At 69.1% G+C, this 20,418-nt stretch carries 19 protein-coding genes and 1 tRNA gene; 12 read left to right on the top strand and 8 right to left on the bottom strand.

Translation table 11 applies throughout. The features are described 5' to 3' along the window. Positions 1-210: 210 nt before the first annotated feature. Positions 211-696, bottom strand: coding sequence for a MarR family winged helix-turn-helix transcriptional regulator (locus ADL15_RS37935; RefSeq protein WP_067701912.1), 486 nt, complete (start codon positions 694-696; stop codon positions 211-213). A gap of 104 nt (positions 697-800) precedes the next feature. On the opposite strand from ADL15_RS37935, the gene ADL15_RS37930 reads away from it, so the two are divergent. Both ADL15_RS37930 and ADL15_RS37925 read left to right on the top strand, forming a co-directional pair. Then, positions 801-1,370: a YceI family protein gene (locus ADL15_RS37930; protein ID WP_067701910.1), complete on the top strand. Its 570-nt coding sequence runs from the start codon at positions 801-803 to the stop codon at positions 1,368-1,370. Positions 1,371-1,530: 160 nt separating this feature from the next. Beyond that, complete coding sequence (locus ADL15_RS37925) at positions 1,531-3,003, top strand: glutamate-cysteine ligase family protein (RefSeq protein ID WP_067702176.1); 1,473 nt, start codon at positions 1,531-1,533, stop codon at positions 3,001-3,003. 240 nt (positions 3,004-3,243) lie between these two features. Here ADL15_RS37925 and ADL15_RS54680 read toward each other — a convergent pair whose 3' ends face one another. Then, positions 3,244-5,196, bottom strand: a complete 1,953-nt coding sequence (locus ADL15_RS54680; RefSeq protein WP_067701907.1) for a hypothetical protein — start codon at positions 5,194-5,196, stop codon at positions 3,244-3,246. Between the two features lie 154 nt (positions 5,197-5,350). Here ADL15_RS54680 and ADL15_RS37915 point away from each other — a divergent pair, with 154 nt between their 5' ends. Continuing rightward, a complete protein-coding gene (locus ADL15_RS37915; protein WP_067701904.1) occupies positions 5,351-6,163 on the top strand; it encodes a Stk1 family PASTA domain-containing Ser/Thr kinase in 813 nt (270 codons plus the stop codon). Positions 6,164-6,187: 24 nt separating this feature from the next. Here the strand turns inward: ADL15_RS37915 and ADL15_RS37910 are convergent, their stop codons facing one another. Continuing rightward, positions 6,188-6,490 carry a hypothetical protein gene (locus ADL15_RS37910; protein ID WP_067701901.1) on the bottom strand — a complete coding sequence of 101 codons (303 nt, stop codon included), beginning with the start codon at positions 6,488-6,490 and terminating at the stop codon, positions 6,188-6,190. Positions 6,491-7,139: 649 nt separating this feature from the next. Here ADL15_RS37910 and ADL15_RS37905 point away from each other — a divergent pair. After that, positions 7,140-7,364: a DUF397 domain-containing protein gene (locus ADL15_RS37905; protein WP_067701898.1), complete on the top strand. Its 225-nt coding sequence runs from the start codon at positions 7,140-7,142 to the stop codon at positions 7,362-7,364. Between the two features lie 310 nt (positions 7,365-7,674). Further along, a complete protein-coding gene (locus ADL15_RS57415) occupies positions 7,675-8,127 on the top strand; it encodes a hypothetical protein (RefSeq protein ID WP_449369311.1) in 453 nt (150 codons plus the stop codon). A gap of 29 nt (positions 8,128-8,156) precedes the next feature. Here ADL15_RS57415 and ADL15_RS37895 read toward each other — a convergent pair whose 3' ends face one another. From ADL15_RS37895 to ADL15_RS37885, 3 genes are all read right to left on the bottom strand, one after another. Then, positions 8,157-8,795: a hypothetical protein gene (locus tag ADL15_RS37895; protein WP_067701892.1), complete on the bottom strand. Its 639-nt coding sequence runs from the start codon at positions 8,793-8,795 to the stop codon at positions 8,157-8,159. A 221-nt stretch (positions 8,796-9,016) separates the two neighbouring features. Continuing rightward, a complete protein-coding gene (locus ADL15_RS37890; RefSeq protein WP_067702173.1) occupies positions 9,017-9,832 on the bottom strand; it encodes a WecB/TagA/CpsF family glycosyltransferase in 816 nt (271 codons plus the stop codon). A gap of 352 nt (positions 9,833-10,184) precedes the next feature. Continuing rightward, positions 10,185-10,267: transfer RNA gene (locus ADL15_RS37885), tRNA-Leu, on the bottom strand. Positions 10,268-10,517: 250 nt separating this feature from the next. Between ADL15_RS37885 and ADL15_RS37880 the strand changes: the two genes are divergently transcribed. From ADL15_RS37880 to pknB, 7 genes are read left to right on the top strand one after another with little or no spacing between them, the layout of a single operon-like run. Then, the gene (locus tag ADL15_RS37880) at positions 10,518-11,315 is read left to right on the top strand and encodes an FhaA domain-containing protein (RefSeq protein ID WP_067702170.1); all 798 of its coding nucleotides are present in this window, start codon (positions 10,518-10,520) and stop codon (positions 11,313-11,315) included. Between the two features lie 5 nt (positions 11,316-11,320). After that, complete coding sequence (locus ADL15_RS37875) at positions 11,321-11,803, top strand: FHA domain-containing protein FhaB/FipA (protein ID WP_067701889.1); 483 nt, start codon at positions 11,321-11,323, stop codon at positions 11,801-11,803. Beyond that, complete coding sequence (locus ADL15_RS37870) at positions 11,800-13,209, top strand: PP2C family protein-serine/threonine phosphatase (RefSeq protein WP_067701886.1); 1,410 nt, start codon at positions 11,800-11,802, stop codon at positions 13,207-13,209. Before ADL15_RS37875 ends, ADL15_RS37870 begins: the two co-directional genes overlap by 4 nt. 28 nt (positions 13,210-13,237) lie before the next feature. After that, positions 13,238-14,740, top strand: a complete 1,503-nt coding sequence (locus ADL15_RS37865; RefSeq protein WP_067701883.1) for an FtsW/RodA/SpoVE family cell cycle protein — start codon at positions 13,238-13,240, stop codon at positions 14,738-14,740. Continuing rightward, positions 14,737-16,239 (top strand): peptidoglycan D,D-transpeptidase FtsI family protein, encoded by a 1,503-nt coding sequence (locus ADL15_RS37860; protein ID WP_067701880.1) that lies wholly within the window; start codon positions 14,737-14,739, stop codon positions 16,237-16,239. The genes ADL15_RS37865 and ADL15_RS37860 overlap by 4 nt, the downstream gene beginning before the upstream one ends. A 1-nt stretch (position 16,240) precedes the next feature. Next, on the top strand, positions 16,241-17,581 hold the full coding sequence (locus ADL15_RS37855; RefSeq protein ID WP_067701877.1) for a serine/threonine-protein kinase: 1,341 nt from the start codon (positions 16,241-16,243) through the stop codon (positions 17,579-17,581). Next, the gene (pknB, locus tag ADL15_RS37850) at positions 17,578-19,362 is read left to right on the top strand and encodes a Stk1 family PASTA domain-containing Ser/Thr kinase (RefSeq protein ID WP_067701874.1); all 1,785 of its coding nucleotides are present in this window, start codon (positions 17,578-17,580) and stop codon (positions 19,360-19,362) included. The genes ADL15_RS37855 and pknB overlap by 4 nt, the downstream gene beginning before the upstream one ends. Before the next feature lie 89 nt (positions 19,363-19,451). On the opposite strand, the gene ADL15_RS37845 is transcribed toward pknB, so the two are convergent. Continuing rightward, positions 19,452-20,102 carry an aminodeoxychorismate/anthranilate synthase component II gene (locus ADL15_RS37845; RefSeq protein WP_067701871.1) on the bottom strand — a complete coding sequence of 217 codons (651 nt, stop codon included), beginning with the start codon at positions 20,100-20,102 and terminating at the stop codon, positions 19,452-19,454. A 1-nt stretch (position 20,103) separates the two neighbouring features. Further along, positions 20,104-20,415: a hypothetical protein gene (locus tag ADL15_RS37840; RefSeq protein ID WP_067701868.1), complete on the bottom strand. Its 312-nt coding sequence runs from the start codon at positions 20,413-20,415 to the stop codon at positions 20,104-20,106. Between the last annotated feature and the right edge of the window lie 3 nt (positions 20,416-20,418).

Here is a 20,418-nt window from a genome sequence, read left to right as displayed (position 1 = left end):
TTCGTGCCCCCCACGCGACGCCCGTCGCAGCTACACCGCGCCCGTACGCGACGCGAACGAAGACTCCCCCGAAAGCCCCGTTCGTCGCCTCGATCGCGCCGCGTCCCCCTGGGCCGCCACAGTAGTCCGGCGTCGCCCGCCGACCACGGAATTCGTCCGTTCTGCCGGTGGTTCTGCCGGTCGCCACGACGCTGATCGCGATGGCCCTGATCAGGCCTGTGTGACCGTTTCTGCACTTCCCGCGGTGGCGCACGGGTTGACCGCGTCCCGGATCGTCCGGAGGGAGTCGAGCAGGTCGTCGAGCCGGCCCTCCGGGAGCAGGCCGACATACCAGCGCTGGACCAGCTCCAGATGACCCGGCAGGACCTGGGCGAGCCGGTCCTGGCCGGCCTCGGTGATCACCGCGTAGGAGCTGCGCCGATCGCTCGGGCAGGCCTCCCGGCGGACCAGGCCGTCGCGTTCCATCCGGTCGACGACCCGGGTGACGCCGCTGGTGGAGAGGGTGGTCTGCCCGGCGAGATCGGTCATGCGCAGACGGTCGCCGGGCGAACGGGCGAGACGCGTCAGCACCTCGAACTCGACGGAGGAGAGCCGGTGTTGTTCGAACTGTGTGGCGAGGCGGTTCATCAGACCCGTGTGGGCCTCGGCAAGCAGGCCGACCGCGGTGAGGCGAGGGTCGTCCAGATCGGTGTTCACCCTGTCGACTCTAACAGGCACTTGACACAGGGAATATTGCTCAGCATATAGTTGCTCCGTCAGACAAGCATCCCGCACCGCACGCTTCGAGAAAAGGACAAGTCATGACCGTCAGTACTCGTGAGTTCGAAGGTCTGCAGATCCCGGCCGCCGGCACCTACGAGCTGGACGCGGCGCACAAGCGGGTCGGCTTCGTCGTGAAGCACCTCATGGTCAGCAAGGTCCGCGGGCAGTTCTCCGAGGCCACCGCGACCATCACCGTCGCGGAGAACCCGCTGGAGTCCTCGGTGACCGCGTCGATCACCACGGCCAGCGTGGCGACCGGCAACGTCGACCGTGACAACCACCTGCGCACCGGTGACTTCTTCGAGGCCGAGAAGTACCCGACCATCGAGTTCCGCAGCACCGGTGTGAAGTCGCACGCCGGCACCGAGTTCGTCCTCGACGGTGAGCTCACCATCAAGGGCGTGACCAAGCCGGTCGAGCTGGTCGTCGAGTTCGAGGGCGCCACCACCAGCCCGTATGGCCAGCACCTCTTCGGTTTCAGCGCGACCACCGAGATCGACCGCGAGGACTGGGGCCTGACCTACAACATGGCCCTGGAGACCGGCGGCGTGATGATCGGCAAGAAGGTCAAGATCGAGATCGAGGGCGAAGCCATCCTGCAGGCCTGATCTTCCGCGTAGTCCACAGTCGAGGCGTCACCGGTTACCGGTGGCGCCTCGACTCGTCTGGCGGTACTCGTCTCGGTCTGCGAAGGTGGACCGACAGTATCCGTCTGTTCACAATGTGGTGATCGACGTCCGTTCGTCCCTGACCGTCATGGGAGGGCACATGGGCAAAGATCTGGCGAAATCGGTCTTCGCGCCTGAGGATCGGATCCGCTATCGGCGCAAGGTGCATCGATGCCTGGACGTTCTGGACGGGCTGCTTGATGCCGACGTGTTCGACACCGGCACCGGTATGACCGGACTGGAGATCGAGATCAACCTGGTCGACGCGGACGGCGAGCCGGTGATGCGCAACGCCGAGTTGCTGGCCGACCTGGGCGATTCGCGGTTCCAGCCCGAGCTGGGGCGCTTCAACATCGAGTTCAACGCGCCGCCTCGAAAGATCGCTCCGGACGGTTTTGGCGCGTTCGAAAAAGACATTTCAGAAGCTTTGCGTACGGCCGGGGAGCGCGCCGGGAAGGCCGACAGCCGCCTCGCCCTGATCGGCATGCTGCCCACCCTGACACCCGAGCACCTGGTCCTGGCGAACCTGTCGGACAACGAGCGGTTCCGTGCCCTGAACGACGAGATCGTCGCGGCCCGGGGCGAGCACTTCCCGGTCGACATCCGCGGCGTGGAACGGTTGCGCAGCGCGAGCGGCACGATCGTGCCCGAGGCGGCCTGCACCAGCTGCCAGTTCCACCTGCAGGTGCCGCCGGAGGAGTTCGCCAGGTACTGGAACGCGTCACAGGCGGTGGCCGGCGCGCAGGTCGCCCTCGGTGCGAACTCGCCGTTCCTGCACGGGCGCCGGCTCTGGGCGGAGACCCGGATCGCGTTGTTCGAGCAGGCCACCGACACCCGCCCGGACGAGTTCAAGGCACAGGGCGTACGCCCGCGGGTGTGGTTCGGCGAGCGCTGGATCACCTCGGTCTTCGACCTGTTCGAGGAGAACGTCCGGTTCTTCCCGCCGCTGCTGCCGTTGCTCAGCGAGGAGGATCCGGTGGCCGTCCGTGCCGGCGGCGGCATACCGCGGCTGCACGAGCTGTGCCTGCACAACGGCACCGTCTACCGATGGAACCGCCCGGTGTACGACGTGATGGACGGGCGACCACACCTGCGGGTGGAGAACCGGGTGCTCCCATCCGGGCCGACCGTGGTGGATCTGCTGGCCAACGCGGCGTTCTACTTCGGAGTCATACGTCGGCTGGCCGAGAGTGAGCGGCCGATCTGGTCACGGCTCGAGTTCGCCACCGCGGCCGCGAACTTCCGATCCGGCGCCCGGGACGGACTGGACGCCACGATGTGCTGGCCGGGGCTGGGCGAGGTGGGTGTCACCGAGTTGGTCCAGGACACGCTGCTGCCGCTGGCCTACGAGGGCCTGGACCGGTTCGGGGTGCACCCGGCCGAGCGTGATCGGCTGCTCGGGATCATCGAGGGCCGCTGCCGGACCGGCCGGAACGGGGCGACCTGGCAGACCGCCGCGGTGCGGTCAGCCGAGGACCGGGGCCGGAACCGGGGCACCGCGCTGCGCGAGATGACCCTGCGCTATCTCGACCTGCAGCACCTCAACGAGCCGGTGCACACCTGGCCGAGCTAGCCGGGTGTCGCGTGACGCGCTCACCGCGGTCCGGCGTGCCACGCGCCCGGGCCAGGGCCTGTCTTACCGATCAAGCAGGCCCGGGTGGTGGCGGACGGCGTCAGGCGCTGCGGTCCGGCGTGCGCCACGCGATCGGGCCCGGGCCTGTTCTACCGATCAAACAGCAGGTCCGGGGTGGCGGACGCCGTCAGGCGCGCCGGCTGGGCCACGCCGCAGCCCGCTTGATCAGCAGGACAGCGCCTAGTCCTTGGGGTTGATCCGGGCGACCGTCGGGTTGGCCGGCGGCGGGGTGATCGTGGAACGGTTCGCGGCATCCTTGCGGATCGCGGCTCGCTTGGCGGCGGCGTTCTTGCTGGGCCGGGCCGCGGCGGCGAGCTCGGAGTCGCCGAAGCCCTCGTCAGCCGGCGGCGGGGTCGGCGTCGGTGCCGGTTTGTCCGCGGGTCGCGCGGCTGGTCGGGCTGCCGGCTTCGCCGTCGGTCGCTCGCCGGTCGGCTTCGCCGCGGCCGGCTTGTCGGCGCTCGCCTTTCCTGCGGCCGCCTTTTCCGCGGCCGATCCGGTCGCGGTCGATCCCGTGGCGGCCGATCCGGTCGCGGCCGATCCGGTGGCGGCCGATGCCGTCGCGGTTGATCCCGTGACGGCGGGTTCGTTCTTGCTGGCCCGGGGCTTGCGGCTCCGGCCCGAAGGCTCCGGCTCGGTGGTTTCGACCGTGGGTTCCGGTGTGGCCTCCACCGGCTGACGCCGGCCGAAGAGCCAGCGCCGCCGAGGTGCCGCCGCTTCCACCGGGCTCTCCCCCGCCGCCTCGGTCTCCGCCGAACTCTCGGCGGCCGTCGGCATGTTCCGCGACAACGCGGAGCTTTCCACGACCGGTGGTGTCTTCCGCGCGAGTGCGGAGCTGTCCACGGGCGTCGGCGTCTTCCGAGCCGGCGTGGAACTCTCCACGGGTGTCGGCGTCTTCCGCGCCAGCGCGGAAGTTTCCACGGGTGTCGGCGTCTTCCGGGCCGACGTCGAGCTTTCCACGACGGTTGGCGCCTTCCGCGTCGACACGGAACTTCCTACGGTGGCCGGCGACTTCGAACTTTCCGCGGCGAACAACGAGGAAGAAGGCGACGAGGGAGACGGTGCCGAGGGAGACGGCCCGGCCGGCGGAGTGTGCGGGACCGGCGCGGTGGCCGGGCGCGGCGAGACCCGCCCGGTCGGCCTGGCCACGCCAACCGCGGCGCCCTCGGCCGACGGCGCTCCGGAAGACGGTGCGGAACCCGCCGGTGCGGCACCGAGCGCGGGCACCGGCAGCGGACCATCCGGACCGTCCGGCGAGTTCCGGGCCAGGCGCTTGCGACGCGCCTGACCGATGGAGACGGTCAGTGCCGACCCGGCCAGGCCGGCGAGCACCGCGTACGGCGCGATCAGATAGGCCGACTGGAGCGGCCCGGCCGCCTCGGTCAGCAGCGGCGCCAAGGACAGGAACGAGATCGCGACGAGCAGCGGCCCGACGGCGCCGGACGTCGCGGCGCCCAGCCCGAGCTGACCACGACGGGCGGCCGGCCAGGCCATCGCCAGCCCGATCACGAACGCGGCGACGAGGGTGAGCGCGGCGCTGGGCCAGTAGATCCCGCCGTACCGGACCGGGCTCTGCGACTCGGCGAACTGCCAGCTGGTCAGGTACGTCGCGAAGTCACGCCCGCTGATCAGCTCGGCGACGACACCGGCGACGGCCAGCGCCCAGAGCCAGGCGGCGGTGCCGAGGAGGTTCGCCGCGACCGGGCCGGAGGAGACCGCCCAGAACGCCACCACCACCCCGGCGAACAGGCCGATCAGGGCGTACCCGACGGCCACCAGCTGCGGGGACAGGGTGTCGGTGCGGACGGCGGAGCGGGCCGGCAGCGCGACGAGCGCGACCGAGACCAGCGCGCCCAGCGCCGCCGAAGCGGACAGGGCGAACCGCCAGAGGGCACGCCAGCGCCCGGGGCGGTCGTCGCGCAGCCGACCGGCGAGCACCGCGCCCAGCACTGTCGCGCTCGCGGTGATCCAGGTGGCCCAGCCGAGGCTGTTCAACCAGGTGCTGTCCGATGCGGTCACGGTGACCGGCCACTCGATGACGCCGAGGCCGTAGCCGAGACCCAGTTGTGCGGCGCCCGCGCCGGCGGCGATTCCGGCCGCCGCGCCGGCCTGTGCTGTCCAGCCCTTCTCGGCCATGCGGGGCACTGTACTGGCCGTTGCCGATGTCCGCGAAATACCCGTCCGGGCCGGACCTCCAAGCCTCCTCGGGTGCGGATCTCCCCGGTCGGGCCCAAGATTCGATACGTTGACGCTGCGACGATCGTGGGTGCACGGAGCGGAGGGAACGGAGATGCCGGACGAGCGCCAGCCGGGCCGGGACGGCCAGGAGCCGCGGCCGGACGAGACCCGTCCGATGCCGGCCGTGGACGACACCGTCGCCGAGGTGCCGCAGGCGTCGCGGAATCAACCGTCCGGCGGGCCCCGATCGGGGGACACCAGCGCCGCGGAGACCCGTCCGATGGCGGCGGCCGGCGACTGGGATCCGGATCCGCGCGGTGCCGACGACAGTGCGTGGACCGGCCGCGCGGCGGTGCGCGCGCCACGACCGGAGCAGGCCGCGGCCACCGGTGGTGACTGGGCCACGATCGCGCCCGAGGAGGAACCGCCCGGCCGCTGGTGGATGCCGATCGTGTTCGGCATCGTGGGGCTGACACTCGTGGCTCTGCTCGCGTACGGAATCTATGTGATCGTGCAGAACTCCGGCGCGGAGGTGGATACACCGCAGCCGACTCCGGCGCAGACCACGACCACGCAGACCGCGGAGACCACCCCGCCGACCACCGCACCGACCACGGAACCGCCGGTCAGCACGGTGCCGACCACCGAACCGACCTCGACCGAGGCGGCCGTGCCGGCGTTGCGCGGGATGCCGCTGGCCGACGCGAAAGCCGCCCTGGACCGCACCGGCCTGGGCTATCGGGTGATCTATCGAGTCAGTGACGCGGAACCGGGCACCGTGATCGACAGCGATCCGGTCGAGGGCCAGCTGGTCCCGCCGGACACCCGGATCACCCTCGTCGTCGCGGCCGAGCAGACCGGCGAACCGGCCTCGACGACGACGGCGCCAGCCGGTGGCGCCTCCGCCGGGCCCGGCGAGGACTGAGAAAGCCCTCGTCGTCGGGTTGGCTCAGCGGTGGGTACGAACCGACCGAGCGGGTGCCACGTTCGGACGCGTGGCCGGCTGACGGGCGTTGCGGGCTCGTGGATCGGGAGCCTTCCCGACCGGCCGCAGGCCGCTGACCTGTACGAAGATGGAGCGTCGTTCGACGGCGTCACCGGCCGAGTTGAGCTCGTAGCCGTCGAGCCAGACCCAGCCTTCGTACGTCGGCCAGTCATGGACCCGGATGACCCGGAAGAGCATCGGTGATGCGAATTGGACACTCGCCGCCTTAGTCACGTGGATGACATCACCGGACCGAGGAAGAAGCACGTCATCTCCTGCCCTGAGACTCTTTGCCTGATGGACTAGCTGGATTGACTTGTGACACAGATGCACCAGTCTGCCCGGCTCATGCACCTTTGCAAGCCTTCGACAATGCCAATCATCGAAGGTGGTTGCAGAACGTCACCATCGCCGATCCCGCCACCCAGGTCTCGGGGGGAAGTCCAAGTGGGACTCCTGGTGGCTCGGCGCCCCATGTCGGACGTTTGTTTCGGGTGTTTCGTCGGACTTGGCCACATCACCTAAGAACGTTGCGTGATGCAAGCCGTACGGAAAGATTGCACCACCAGTGTCGTCGATGCAAGTTGCATGTCCTTCTTTGGTGATTCTTTGTGATCATGGCACGTCGCTCCGTGATCACGGAGGTTACGCAGGTGACGGCGATCTGGGCGGATATCACCGCATGATCCACAATCCTCAGATCATTTCGGACATTAACCATAAAACGCTGACAATCACTGGCTAAAAGCCGCTGAGCTGCCGGGATCCAACCTGTCCGATCGAACTAACCCGAACGGAAGACCCCCGCGACTCGTCGCACACAGGGTCGTTACTGGATTCAGAACGGTCTCATCGATCCGTCGGCGGTGCATGGTGAAATCCGCCGGGATCGGTACCCCCGAGGTGAGGAGCGATCGTGGAATTCCAGGTCAAAGGTCTCCGAGTCGATCTGAGCGACGCGAAGTGGTTCAAGAGCGCCCGCAGCGGCGCGGACAGCGACAACTGTGTCGAGGTGGCGTTCGTCGGTGACGCCATCGCGGTGCGTGACTCCAAGAACACGTCCGGGCCGGCGCTGATCTTCACTCAGGCCGAATGGGATGCCTTCGTCGGTGGTGCCAAGGACGGCGAGTTCGACCTCTGAACCGCGGTTCGATCTTTTGTCGTGCTTTCCGGGCCGACGCGTTGACCTGCACCGACGTGTCGGCCAGGGCTATTTGCCCGTTTTTACCGTCGCCAGGTGCGACGCGCCTCGTTGAATGTTCCAAGCGCGGACCGGACTGCGCTGATCGGGCCGGGGCGGATCTTCAACGAGGCAAGGCATAAAGATGACGATTGGTTCGGAGAACCTCAGTAGCGGTTCGTCGACGGCGCAGGACCGGTTCAGCGGGGGCGTGAGCGCATACCGGCAGGGTCGGCGTGAGGCACTGAACGGGGACTACACCGACGGCGAGCTGCTGTCGCGGGCGAGCTCGGGTCTGCCGACCCGGTCGCCCGGACGGTCGCACAGCATCGAGGCCCGCTCGCACAGCATCGAGTCGCGGTCACACAGCATCGAGCCGCGGTCACACAGCCTCGAGTCGCGGTCGCACAGTCTCGAAGCCCGCTCGCACAGTCTCGAGTCGCGGTTGCACGACATCGACCCGACCAGCTCTCTGGACCGGGCGACCAAGCTGCCCTCCCTGGACCTGCAGGGTCTGACCGAGCCGGTCTTCTCCGCCTCGGCCTGGAGCGACGACGCGCCGGCGAACCTCTCGATGGCGGACCACCCGCTGCTGCGCGGCCTGCTCCTGGAGCTGCCGGATCGTGGCACCCTCCCGCAGTCCGACTGGCTGGACCGCTGGTTCGAGGCCGCCCGCTCCATCCTGGAGCTTCTCTACGTTCAAGAAGCCAAGAGGCAGATCTGAGCCCATGCACGCGGGGCACGGTCCAAGCGTCACCGCACGCCGGCGCGGACGCGCTGGCGTGCGCGGTCCAGGGGGGCCATCACCAGCGGGGCCAGCCGGCTGTGGCGCAGGGCGGCGCGGATGCCGATCGCGATGACCGCGACGGCCAGCAGGATCAGTGCCACGGCGACGAGGCCGGCGAAGCCGGTGGTGCTGGGCACGCCGCGGCCGGGCAGGTCGACCACCCCGGCGGCGATCGGCAGGGCGACGATCGCGGCCAGGCCGGTGATCTGCAGCGGGGCGGCGATCAGTGGATGCGCCGCGGCGGCCCGCAGGGCGGGTGGCACCGGAGCGAGTGGGGCGGTCGCGAAAGCGCCCGCCCCGCGGCGCACCCAGCCCAGCTTGCGCACGCCCAGGGTCAGCACGATCAGTGCCGGCACGACGGGGAGCAGCGCGGCCAGGGGCGCCGACGAGGTGCCCGGGGTGAGAGCGGTGGCCACCGGTACCGCGATGAACACCGCCGCCCCGGTGGCGACCAGGACGGCGAGCAGGCGAGCCCGCCGCCGCATCAGAAGCGCGGTGCCGGCCGTCGGGAGCCCGTCGGCCAGCAGCCCGGCGGTCAGCCAGACGGCGGCGAGAGTGCCGATCAGAATCACGTCCACAGCGGTGTTCACATCGACAGCGTTCACCCTGCGCGCACGTCAGGAAACCGGGATTTGCCCCCAGCGCCCACCCGTAGGGGTAGCCCGGTGACGCTGTGTCCTGGCGAGCATCCGCAGAGTGCCAGGTGGTGCGGCCTAAGTGGACAAACCGGCGCTCCCCAGTGTGACCTACGACCCACTGTCGGTTGCCGGATGGCACTTCCGTCCCAATAGATCATCCGTGCCCGAAAGCGCGGATGATCTGAAACTCAGACCGCGAAGCTGTGCACCGTCTCGCCGGTCGGTACGGCCGGGGTCGCTTTCCAGAGGCCGGACTTCTGCGCGGCCAGCCGGGTCAGGTACGCCGGGTTCAGCAGGATGTACCGCTTCCACAGGCGCTTCGGCTCCAGGCCGAGTCGCCACAGCCATTCCAGCGCGTACTTCTGCATCCACGCGGGCGGGTTCTTCAGCAGGCCGGCGTGGTAGTCGAAGGCCGCGCCGACGGCGAGCAGCGGCATGTCCAGATGCGGACGCATCGCGTAGGTGAAGACCTCCTGCCGCGGGCAGCCCAGGCCGACGAGCACGATCCGGGCGCCGGACGACTTGATCCGCTCCGCGATCTCCAGCTCCTCGCCAGGCAGCGCGCTGCGGAACTTGGACGCCTCCACCCCTGCGATCTTCAGGGCCGGGAACATCTCGAGCAGGGCCGGCACCAGCCGGTCCAGGGTCGGCTGGGTCGAGCCGTACAGGTAGATCGGCAGCCCCTCGGCCGCGGCCTGCTCGACCACCTTGAGGGTCAGGGTCGGGCCGTAGACCCGGTCGGTCAGCCCGGCGCCGTGCAGCAGGTTGAGCGCCCAGCGCACCGGCTGCCCGTCCGGGGTCACCAGGTCGAAGGAGTTCAGCCGGGCCTCGTGCGCCCGATCCTGGACTCCGGTCATCACGCCGTGCACGGCCAGGGCGGTGACCGCGTAGGGCCGGCCCTCCCGCGCGGCGGCCAGGATCTGTCCGGTGGCCGACGCATAGTCGGTCGCGTCCACCAGGACCCCCAGCACGTTGCGCTTCTTCTGGTGAACCTCAGCAGGCACAGCGGCCACGACCACACCCCACGCTCAGACGAAACTTCCACTCACAGGCGGGCGAGCTTACCGCCGCACCCCATAAACCCAACCGCGCAGGACCACCCCGGGGCATCCCCGAAACGCGCCGACCTGAAAGACGAGAGACCCGTGACCCGTGACCGAGCTTTACCTTCGTACAAACAAAGGAAGGTGGCGAAGCCCGAAGGGCGAGCCCGAGCAACCCAAGGCCAACGGTGACCCTCGCCACCCGCCGCAATCACCGTGATGCGGGGCTTCCGGGGGCTCGGCCTCCGGAGCAGATATGACGAGGCGCCGTTGGTCCGCGCTTTCTGCGGACAAACGGCGCCTCGGTGACTCGTGGGGATGGGGGGAGTTGAACCCCCACGTCCTTTCGGACACACGGACCTGAACCGTGCGCGTCTGCCATTCCGCCACATCCCCATGTGACTTGGTCTCTAGGATCATATAACGGACCCCGGTGACCGCTGAAACCGGCCTTGCGGGCCTGCTTCAGGTTACTACGTGCAACAGACTACGCTGTCGCTCGTAGTTATCGAAGGCGCTACCAAGCAAGTTGATATCGCCCCGCGACGGAGGAAACATTAGCACGGCGTCGCGGAGCGCCATACGAGGGTCAGAAGTGCCGGCAGCTCTTGGGCAGCAGATGCGCAAGCAGCGGCCGGATACCATCATGTCCTCGGGACCCGAGGAGGAGCCGGTGAGCGTGCTGCAGCGCTTTGAGAAGCGATTGGAAGGCCTTGTCGAGGGGGCCTTCGCGAAGGTGTTCAAGGGTGTCGTGCACCCAGTGGAGATCCTGAATGCCATGCAGCGGGAGGCCGAGGCACACAAGGCCATTCTCGCCGGTGGCCGCACCCTCGTGCCCAACCGCTACGTGATCGACCTGTCGCCCTACGACCACGGGCGTCTGGCGCCGTATGCGGCTGCCCTGGCGCAGGAGCTGGCGCAGTCGCAGGCCGAGTTCATCGGCGAGCAGGCGTGGACGGTCTACGGCGACGTGATCGTCGAGATCGAGCGCGGCGACGGACTGGACACCGGCATGTTCCGGGTCACCGCGGAGGTCTACACCGGCGGCGAAGTCGCACCGGTGCAGCAGCCGGCGTACGACGCCGGCCCGCAGTACTCGCCCTATGACCAGCAGCACGGTGGCGGCTACCCGCCGCACGGCGGCGGCGGTCACGGTGCTCCGCGCAGCGTGGGCCTGGTCTCCGGAGACGGGCGGACCTACCCGTTGCAGATGGGCTCGACCGTGATCGGTCGTGGCGACCAGGCGAACCTGCGCCTGCCGGATGTCGGCATCTCGCGCCGGCACGCCCGGCTGGACTATGACGGCAACCAGGTGGTGCTGACCGACCTCGGCTCGACGAACGGGACGATGGTGAACGGCCAGCGCGTCTCGGCCGTGGCGCTGAACCCGGGCGACATGATCCAGCTCGGTACGACCACGCTCACCTTCCGAGTGGACGGCTAGCGGCCTTGCCCGAATTTGTCCTCACCGTTGCCCGGTTCGGGTTCCTGATCCTCCTGTGGATCTTCGTGTTCACGGTGGTCGGGGTGATCCGGCGGGACCTCTTCGCGGGTTCCCGGTCTAAGAGCATCGTCGCCAGCCCTCGGGGGGTGGGTGGCATGGTGCTTCCGGGTCGGCCGGCAAAGGCGAAACGCGGTAAGGCGGCACGGCAACTGGTGGTGACCGCCGGCAACTTGGCCGGCACGCGGATCACCCTCGGTGAGGCTCCGATCACGATCGGGCGCGCCGAGGATTCCACGTTGGTCATCACCGATGACTTCGCGTCGGCCCGGCATGCCCGGCTGGTGCCTCGGGACGGCCAGTGGTTCGTAGAGGACCTCGGCTCGACCAACGGCACTTACCTTGATCGCGGTAAGGTCTCCGGACCCACCCCCGTCCCCCTTGGCGTCCCGATCCGTATCGGACGCACTTCTCTCGAGTTGCGGCCATGACCCTGACCCTGCGCTATGCCGCTCAGAGCGACCGCGGTCTGATCCGAGACCTGAACCAGGACTCCGTCTACGCCGGGCCGCGGCTTCTTGCTGTCGCGGACGGGATGGGCGGCATGGCCGCCGGTGACGTCGCTTCCAACATCGTTATCGCCGCCATGGCGCCACTCGACGACGACGTCCCGGGTGACGCCCTGGTCGACGCGCTGCGGCATGCCGTCGGCACCGCCAACCAGCAGCTGCGTGACACGGTCGACGCCAACCCTCAGATGGAGGGGATGGGCACCACGCTGACCGCGGTGCTCTTCACCGGCAGCAAGTTCGGCATGGTGCACATCGGTGACTCGCGTGCCTACCTGCTCCGCAAGGGCGAGTTCGCGCAGATCACCAAGGACGACACCTACGTCCAGATGCTCGTCGACGAGGGCCGGGTCAGCCCGGAGGAGGCGAGCAGCCACCCGCAGCGGTCGCTGCTCACCCGGGCGCTCGACGGCCGGGACATCGACCCGGAGTACTCGGTCCGCCAGGTGCTCAAGGGCGATCGGTACATGATCTGCAGCGACGGCTTGTCCGGCGTGGTCAGCGCCGAGACGATCGGCCAGACCATGCAGGAGATCGCCGACCCGAAGGCCTGCGTCGAGCGGCTGATCCAGCTCGCGCTGCGGGGCGGCGGCCCGGACAACATCACCGTGGTGATCGCCGACCTGACCGACGCGGACATCGTCGAGCAGGCGCCGATCGTCGGCGGCGCGGCCTCGCTCGACCGGGGCAACACCACCGTGGCGGACAGTTCCACCCCGGCGTCCCGGGCGGCCGCGCTCAAGCAGCCACCGCCGCGCCCGGCCCAGCCGGAGAGCGACGGGTACGACCGCGAGCCCGAGCCGGCCGGTCACCCGGTCCGCACGACGCTGCTGGTCCTGCTGCTGCTCGGCGTGCTGGGCGGCGGACTCTGGGCCGGCTGGCAGTACACCCAAGACCAGTATTACGTCGGCGCGACCGATAGTGGTCAGCTTGCCATTTTCCAGGGTGTGCCGGGTCAGATCGCCGGGCTCGACCTCTCCACGGTGAGCGAGACCAGCACGGTCCGCCTGGACGACCTGACCTCGGTCGCTCAGGAGCGGGTCAAGCAGGGCATCCACGCCGAGAGCCAGCATGACGCGCGCAGCGTGCTCACCGAGCTGACCAGCGAGGACGGCTCCAACCTCAAGCCGGTCTGCTCCGTCTCCAGCGCCGCACCGTCGGCTTCGGCGTCGGCTCGCCCGGCGGCGAGTACCGCGACTTCGGCGCCGGTCACCGCGACTTCGGTTCCGCCCACTGTGACTTCGGCTCCGGCCATCGCGCCGAGCGTTCAACCGTCCGAGGGTGCGTCCTCGGCCGCCGACACGGTCGGTTGCCGGACCGCCGACTGAACACGGCCTACAACGTCTGGGGAATTTCTTGACCGCGCCCGCCGTACCGGCTCCTTCGCCCGCTTCCACGGGTGAGCTGTCGCGTATCCCGGGATTGAGGACTCGCCGCAACGCCGAGCTCGGGCTCCTGGCTTTCGCCATGGTGCTCGTCGCGGCGTTCGGCGCGACCGTGGAAGCGAACAAGTACGACGAGCTCCAGCCGAACTTCTGGGTGCCGGCCGCGCTGCTCAGCATCCTCTTCCTCGGTCTGCACATCGTGGTTCGGTACGTGGCTCCGTACGCGGATCCCGTCCTGCTGCCCACGGTGGCCCTGATCAACGGCATCGGTGTGGCGTTCCTGCGCCGCATCGACATCGCCAACGCGCTCAACGAGAAACAGGGCCCGCCCGGGATCTTCTCCGGGATCGGCGGCCGCCAGCTCGCCTGGACGCTGATCTCGTTGATCCTGGCCTCGGTGCTGCTCCTGCTGATCCGCGACCACAAGAACATCTCGAAGTACGCGTACACGCTCGGCCTGACCGGCATCGTGCTGATGATGATCCCGGCGGTGCTGCCCGCCAGCCTCTCCGAGGTGAACGGCGCGAAGCTGTGGATCAAGCTGCCCGGTGTCTCGATCCAGCCGGGTGAGTTCGCCAAGCTGATGCTCGTCACGTTCTTCGCCTATTACCTGGTGCGCAAACGGGAAGTGCTCTCGCTGGCCAGCAAGCGCTTCCTCGGCATCGACTTCCCACGCGGCCGCGACCTCGGCCCGGTCGTCACGGTGTGGCTGTTCAGCCTGCTGGTCCTGGTCTTCGAGAAGGACCTGGGTACCGCGCTGCTGTACTTCGGCCTGTTCATCGTGACGCTCTACGTCGCCACCGAGCGTTCCAGCTGGCTGATCATCGGTTTGCTGCTGTTCTTCGGCGGCGTCTACATCGCGTACCTGCTCGGCGCGTCGGTCGGCGGCCCGTTCGCCAACTTCTACGACCGTGCCGACGTCTGGCTGAACCCGTTCGACCCGGAGCAGTACAACCGGCTCGGCGGCAGTTACCAGCTGGTGCAGGGCCTGCTCGGGCTGGGCACCGGTGGCCTGTTCGGCGCCGGGCCGGGTGCCGGCTCGCCGCTGTCGGTGCCCGAGGTGCAGAACGACTTCATCTTCGCCGGCCTCGGTGAGGAGATCGGCCTCTTCGGTCTCTCCGCCCTGCTGGTCTGCTACATGCTCATCGCCATGCGCGGCCTGCGCACGGCGCTCGGTGTGCGCGACTCGTTCGGCAAGCTGGTCGCCGGCGGGCTCTCGTTCACGCTGGGCTTGCAGGTCTTCGTCATCCTCGGTGGCATCACCGGTCTCATCCCGCTGACCGGTCAGACCACGCCGTTCCTCTCCGCCGGTGGCTCCTCGCTGATGGCGAACTGGCTGCTCATCGCGATGCTGCTGCGCATCTCGAACGCGGCGAGGGGTCCGGCGACGGGCGCCGGTGGACCGGATCGCTCCGGTCCGAAGAAAGCTCCCACCCAGTTGCACGGCGCCATGACGGAGGTGATCAAGCCGTGAATGCCCCCCTTCGCAAGTCCGGCGTCGTTCTCTTCGTCCTCTTCGGGATGATCTTTGCGAACCTGAACTGGGTGCAGGCCTACAAGGCCAACGAGTACCGCACCAACGTGTGGAACCCGCGGGTCACGGTCGACGAGTACAAGCGCCCCCGCGGCGTGATCGAGGCCGACAGCGGCACCGCGCTGGCCGAGAGCCGGGCGACCGACGACACCCTCAAGTACCTCCGGGTCTACCCGAAGAAGGAGATCTACGCTCCGGTCCTCGGATACAAGCCGGTCAGCAACCTCGCCACCGGTATGGAGGCGAGCGAGAACGACTTCCTCTCCGGTGAGAGCGACAAGCTCTTCGCGAACCGGATCAGCGACATGTTCACCGGGGAGAACACCGGTGGCGGCAACGTGATGCTGTCGTTGAAGAGCAAGGCTCAAGAGGTCGCCTGGAAGCAGATGACCAACAACGAGCGGGGCGCGACCAAGGGCGCGGCGGTCGCGATCGACCCGAAGACCGGCGCGATCCAGGCGCTCGTCTCGATGCCGAGTTACGACCCGAACCAGCTGGTCACGCACGACAAGGCGGCGGCCGCCAAGGCGTACAAGGAACTGAACGCCGACAAGAACCAGCCGCTGCTGAACCGGGCGCTGGCGCAGACCCTGCCGCCCGGCTCGGTGTTCAAGGTGATCGTCTCGGCCGCGGCCCTGCAGAACGGGTACGGCGTCGACACCGAGATCCCGGCCGGCAGCGTCTACCGCGAGGGCGGCGCGACCATCCGCAACGCCGAGGACGAGGTGTGCCCGGACGGCCAGGTCACGCTGAAGGAAGCGCTGACCGAGAGCTGCAACACCGGGTACGCCAAGCTCGGCGTGAAGCTCGGCGCAGAGAAGGTCAAGAAGACCGCGCAGGACTTCGGCTTCGAGCAGGAAGACCTCAAGGTCGGCGACCTGGAGAGCGGCGACGGCCTGGCGGTCGCGGCCAGCCACACCGGTGACATCGCGAACCCGGACGGCAGCACCGACAAGGCCGCCCTGGCCCAGTCGTCGCTCGGTCAGCGCGACGTGCGGATCACGCCGATGCAGGGCGCGCTGATGGCCGCCACGGTGGCCAATGGCGGCGACCAGATGCGGCCCTACCTGGTGCAGAAGCTGCTCGGCCCGGACCGTCGGACGATCTACAGCGCCTCGCCGCAGAAGCTGCGCAGCCCGGTCGACAGTGGTGTCGCCGCGAAGCTCAAGGACATGATGGTCAGTGTCGTCGAGAACGGCACCGGCAAGAACGCGAAGATCGACGGGTATACCGTCGGGGGCAAGACCGGCACCGCGCAGAACGCCGAGGGCGCCGATCCGCACGGATGGTTCGTCGGCTTCGCGTTCAACGACAAGGGTGAGCCGGTCTCCGCGGTCTGCGTCATGCTGGAGAACGTTTCCGGCGGCCACGCGAGTGCCGAGGCCGCACGCATCGCCGGGCTGATCATGAAGGCCGCGGCCGGCGGGGGAGGGAACTGACATGATCCGCCCGGGGGTCACGCTCGGTGGGCGCTACCGCTTGGAAGAGCGGATCGCCGGCGGTGGCATGGGTGACGTCTGGCGAGGCACGGACAACGTGCTGGGCCGGACCGTCGCCGTCAAGATTCTTCTTCCCGCGCTGCTGGACGAGCCCGGCTTCGCCGAGCGGTTCCGCGGCGAGGCGCGCACCATGGCGACCATCAACCACCCCGGCGTGGTCGACGTCTACGACTACGGCAGCGACCAGCAGCTCGCGTTCCTGGTGATGGAGTACGTCGAGGGCGACGCGCTGTCCCGCACGCTGAGCCGGGTCGGCCGGCTCACCCCGGCCCGGACCATGGCGCTCGTCGCCCAGGCCGCCGACGCCCTGCAGGCCGCGCACGCGAACGGCATCGTGCACCGCGACGTGAAGCCCGGCAACCTGCTGGTCCGGCCGAACGGCACGCTCGTGCTGACCGACTTCGGCATCGCCCGGTCCGCCATGGTCGGGCAGCTGACCGTGGCCGGCGCGGTGCTCGGCACCGCGTCGTACATCTCGCCGGAGCAGGCCGCCGGCGACGTGGCCACCCCGGCCTCCGATGTGTACGCCCTCGGCGTGGTGGCCTACCAGTGCCTCTCCGGGCACCGGCCGTTCGACGGGGCCACCCCGATCGAGATCGCCATGAAGCACGTCCGGGAGACGCCTCGCCCGCTGCCGGGTGACATCCCGCCCGCGGTCCGCGCCATCGTGGAGCGCGCGCTGGCCAAGGACCCGGCGGCCCGCTGGCCCAGCGCCGCGGCGATGGCGGCCGTGGCCCGGCAGGCCGCGTCCTCGCTGACCACCACGGTGCAGCCGCCGGTGAGCCAGCCGATCCGGGCCACTCCGGTCAGCCCGGCCCCGCAGGCTCGCGCCTCGGTGCCGCGGCCGACCTCGGGCTCGGGTCACCGGGGCGCCGCGTCGGTGCCGTCCGCTCCGCCGGCCCCGCCGGTGGCGCCGCCGATGCCGCCGCACTACCGGCCGCAGTCCGGGCCGCCGAACAACAACGGGTACCCGCAGCAGCCGCAACCGATGCCGATGCCGATGGGCAAGCCGCAGGGCACGTTCGGCCGTCAGGTGTTGATCGTGCTCGCGGTGGTGCTCGCGCTCTTGGTCCTGCTCTGCGCCGGTGTCATCTCGTTCCTGTATCAACATGGCAATGGCCAAGAGGGCGCCGAACGCGCGCTGGGTGATCGCAGCAGCTCGGCGGCTATTCTCCGGATGGGCACGGCCGCCGACCCGGTTTCGGTGGCGTCGTACCGTCTACTGAAGGTCGATCCCCAGCTCGGCCTGATCCGACCTAACGAAGGACGACAGACGCTATGACGGCGCAGGCCCGACTGCTCGGTGGCAGGTACCAGGTCGGCGAGCTGCTCGGATATGGCGGCATGGCAGAGGTGCACCGAGGACGTGACCTCCGCCTCGGCCGCGATGTCGCGATCAAGATGTTGCGTACCGACCTGGCCCGGGACGCGACCTTCCAGGAGCGCTTCCGCCGCGAGGCGCAGAACTCGGCCGCGCTGAACCACCCGGCCATCGTGGCCGTCTACGACACCGGCGAGGAGATCTCGCCGGCCGGTGAGAAGCAGCCGTTCATCGTGATGGAGTTCGTCAACGGGCAGACCCTCAAGGAGGAGCTGGCCCAGGAGCAGCGACTGCAGCCGCGACGGGCGCTGGAGATCATCGCCGACATCTGCGCTGCGCTGGAGTTCAGCCACCGGCACGGGATCATCCACCGGGACATCAAGCCCGGCAACGTGATGATCACGCAGAGCGGCCAGGTCAAGGTCATGGACTTCGGTATCGCCCGGGCCCTGGCCAGCGGTGCGACCACGATGACGCAGACCAGCGCGGTGATCGGCACGGCTCAATATCTTTCCCCGGAGCAGGCGCGCGGCGAGGCCGTCGACGCCCGGTCCGATGTGTACGCGGCCGGTTGTGTCCTGTTCGAACTGCTTGTCGGGCACCCGCCGTTCGTCGGCGACAGCCCGGTGAGCGTGGCATATCAGCACGTCCGGGAGGAGCCCAAGGCGCCGAGCTCGATCGTCCGGGAGATCTCACCGGACCTCGACGCGATCGTGCTGAAGGCGCTGGCGAAGAACCCGCTGAACCGGTACCAGAGCTCGCAGGAGATGCGCGCCGACGCGTTGCGCGCGGCCTCCGGGCGTCCGGTCCTGGCGACCCCGGTGATGAACGACGCCGAGACCGTCGCGATGACCAGCGGCCCGCGCCAGTGGCAGCCGCAGGCGGCGGCCACCACGATGCAGCGGCCGATCCAGAACACCATGGGCGGCGGTGGCCGGCCGCCGGACAACAAGCAGTCCTGGGTGTGGGCCGCGCTGGCCGGCCTGGGTGTGCTGGTGGTGATCGTGCTCGGCGTCGCGCTGGCGCTGGACAAGAACAAGGACAAGAGCAACGACACCCCGGTGGCGCCCCAGCAGGTGGCGATGCCGAACATCACCGGTCTCACCGAGTCCGACGCGAAGGACGTGCTGACCAAGGCCGGTCTGACCAACTCGTCGGCGAACAAGCCGGTGCAGGACGAGGACTGCAACAGCGAGGTGAAGCTGCAGACCCCGGAGAAGGGCACGCAGATCCCGGTCACCACGCAGGTCACGTACACGATCTGCAACGCACCGGACAAGGTCACCGTCCCGACCGGCCTGGTCGGCGGCACCAGGGCGGCCGCCGAGGCGGCCCTGACCAGAGCCGGTCTGAAGTTCACTGTCGACACCAAGGACAGCGCTGAGCCGAAGAACCAGGTGCTCGATGTCGAGAGCGAGGGCGACACGGTCGACCCGGACACGACGATCACCATCACGGTCTCCAACAATCAGCTCGTCCTGGTGCCGAACCTGATCGGCCAGACCGAGGACGGCGCGAAGGCGCTGCTGGAGAACGTCGGCCTGAACCCCAACGCGCAGATCGTGCCGAACGATGGCACGAAGCCGGCCGGCACGGTGGTCAGCCAGAGCAAGAAGGCCAAGAGCAAGGTCGACGCCGGCAGCACGATCAGCTTCGGCGTGGTCGACGCGGCCCCGTCGGTCGACCCGAGCGAGTCCCCCTCGCCGGACCCGACCGACACCGGCACCGGCGACGGGCTCTGACCCTCTGATTCACGAAAGAGCCGGCCGCCCGTCGTGGGCGGCCGGCTCTTTTTCGCAGGCGGATGCGGCAGGCGGATGCAGCAGATTGATCAGGCGGTGGCGAACGCCGAGCGGCGGCGGGTCTCCACCTCGGCGGCCAGCGCGGGTGCCTTCTCCAGCGCGGACGGCAGGCCGCAGGTGGCCAACCAGTTCGCCAGCATGGTGTGGCCGCCCTCGGTGAGCACCGACTCCGGGTGGAACTGCACACCCTCGATCGGCAGCGTGCGGTGCCGCATCGCCATCACCACGCCGGAGTCGGTCCGGCCGGTCACCTCGATCTCGTCCGGCAGCGTCTCGGCCAGCACGGTGAGCGAGTGGTACCGGGTCGCGGTGAACGGGTCCGGCAGCCCGGCCAGCACCCCCGTGCCGTTGTGGTGGACCAGCGAGGTCTTGCCGTGCAGCAGCTCCGGCGCTCTGGTCACCGTGGCGCCGAAGGCCGCGCCGATCGCCTGGTGACCCAGGCACACCCCGAAGAGCGGGACCTTTCCGGCGTACGTCTTGATCACGTCGAGCATGATTCCGGCGCGGGTCGGCTCACCCGGGCCGGGCGAGAGCAGGATGCCCGCCGCGCCCATGGCGCCCACCTCGGCGACGCTGATCTCGTCGTTGCGTCGCACCTCGCACTCCGCGCCGAGCTGGCCGAGGTACTGCACCAGGTTGAAAACGAACGAGTCGTAGTTGTCGATCACGAGGATGCGCACGTCAGTCGTCCCCTGCTAGGCCGCCGGAGTCCGGCTGGTTGGAGGTCGTGCTGTACGGGATCGCGTCGGGCGCGGACGCGTCGGGCCCTGCCGACGGCACCGTACCGGGCGAGACCTCGGAGTTCGGGTTCACCGAGTTCGGGTCGATCTGCCCGGTGTCGCCGACCTGCACGTCGTCGAAGGGCAGCAGCGGTGTCGCCCACGGGAAGATCACGTACCAGAGCAGTGACCCGACCGCGGCGAGCATCACGATCGACATGGTCAGCCGGCTCCAGAGGCCACCCGGGAGCTTGCGCCAGATCCAGGCGTACATCCG

Origin of the sequence: Actinoplanes awajinensis subsp. mycoplanecinus (genome assembly GCF_001509495.1) — a bacterium.
Classification (GTDB): Bacteria; Actinomycetota; Actinomycetes; order Mycobacteriales; family Micromonosporaceae; genus Actinoplanes; species Actinoplanes palleronii.
Note: the sequence above shows the minus strand (reverse complement) of the source record. Positions and strands in the feature narration are given on the sequence as shown.

Excerpts from the sequence above, each read along its gene's own strand:
- ADL15_RS37930 (WP_067701910.1), top strand. The coding sequence starts at position 801 with ATGACCGTCAGTACTCGTGAGTTCGAAGGTCTGCAGATCCCGGCCGCC.
- ADL15_RS37925 (WP_067702176.1), top strand. The coding sequence starts at position 1,531 with ATGGGCAAAGATCTGGCGAAATCGGTCTTCGCGCCTGAGGATCGGATC.
- ADL15_RS54680 (WP_067701907.1), bottom strand. The coding sequence starts at position 5,196 with ATGGCCGAGAAGGGCTGGACAGCACAGGCCGGCGCGGCGGCCGGAATC.
- ADL15_RS37915 (WP_067701904.1), top strand. The coding sequence starts at position 5,351 with ATGCCGGACGAGCGCCAGCCGGGCCGGGACGGCCAGGAGCCGCGGCCG.
- ADL15_RS37880 (WP_067702170.1), top strand. The coding sequence starts at position 10,518 with ATGTCCTCGGGACCCGAGGAGGAGCCGGTGAGCGTGCTGCAGCGCTTT.
- ADL15_RS37870 (WP_067701886.1), top strand. The coding sequence starts at position 11,800 with ATGACCCTGACCCTGCGCTATGCCGCTCAGAGCGACCGCGGTCTGATC.
- ADL15_RS37855 (WP_067701877.1), top strand. The coding sequence starts at position 16,241 with ATGATCCGCCCGGGGGTCACGCTCGGTGGGCGCTACCGCTTGGAAGAG.
- pknB (WP_067701874.1), top strand. The coding sequence starts at position 17,578 with ATGACGGCGCAGGCCCGACTGCTCGGTGGCAGGTACCAGGTCGGCGAG.
- ADL15_RS37840 (WP_067701868.1), bottom strand. The coding sequence starts at position 20,415 with ATGTACGCCTGGATCTGGCGCAAGCTCCCGGGTGGCCTCTGGAGCCGG.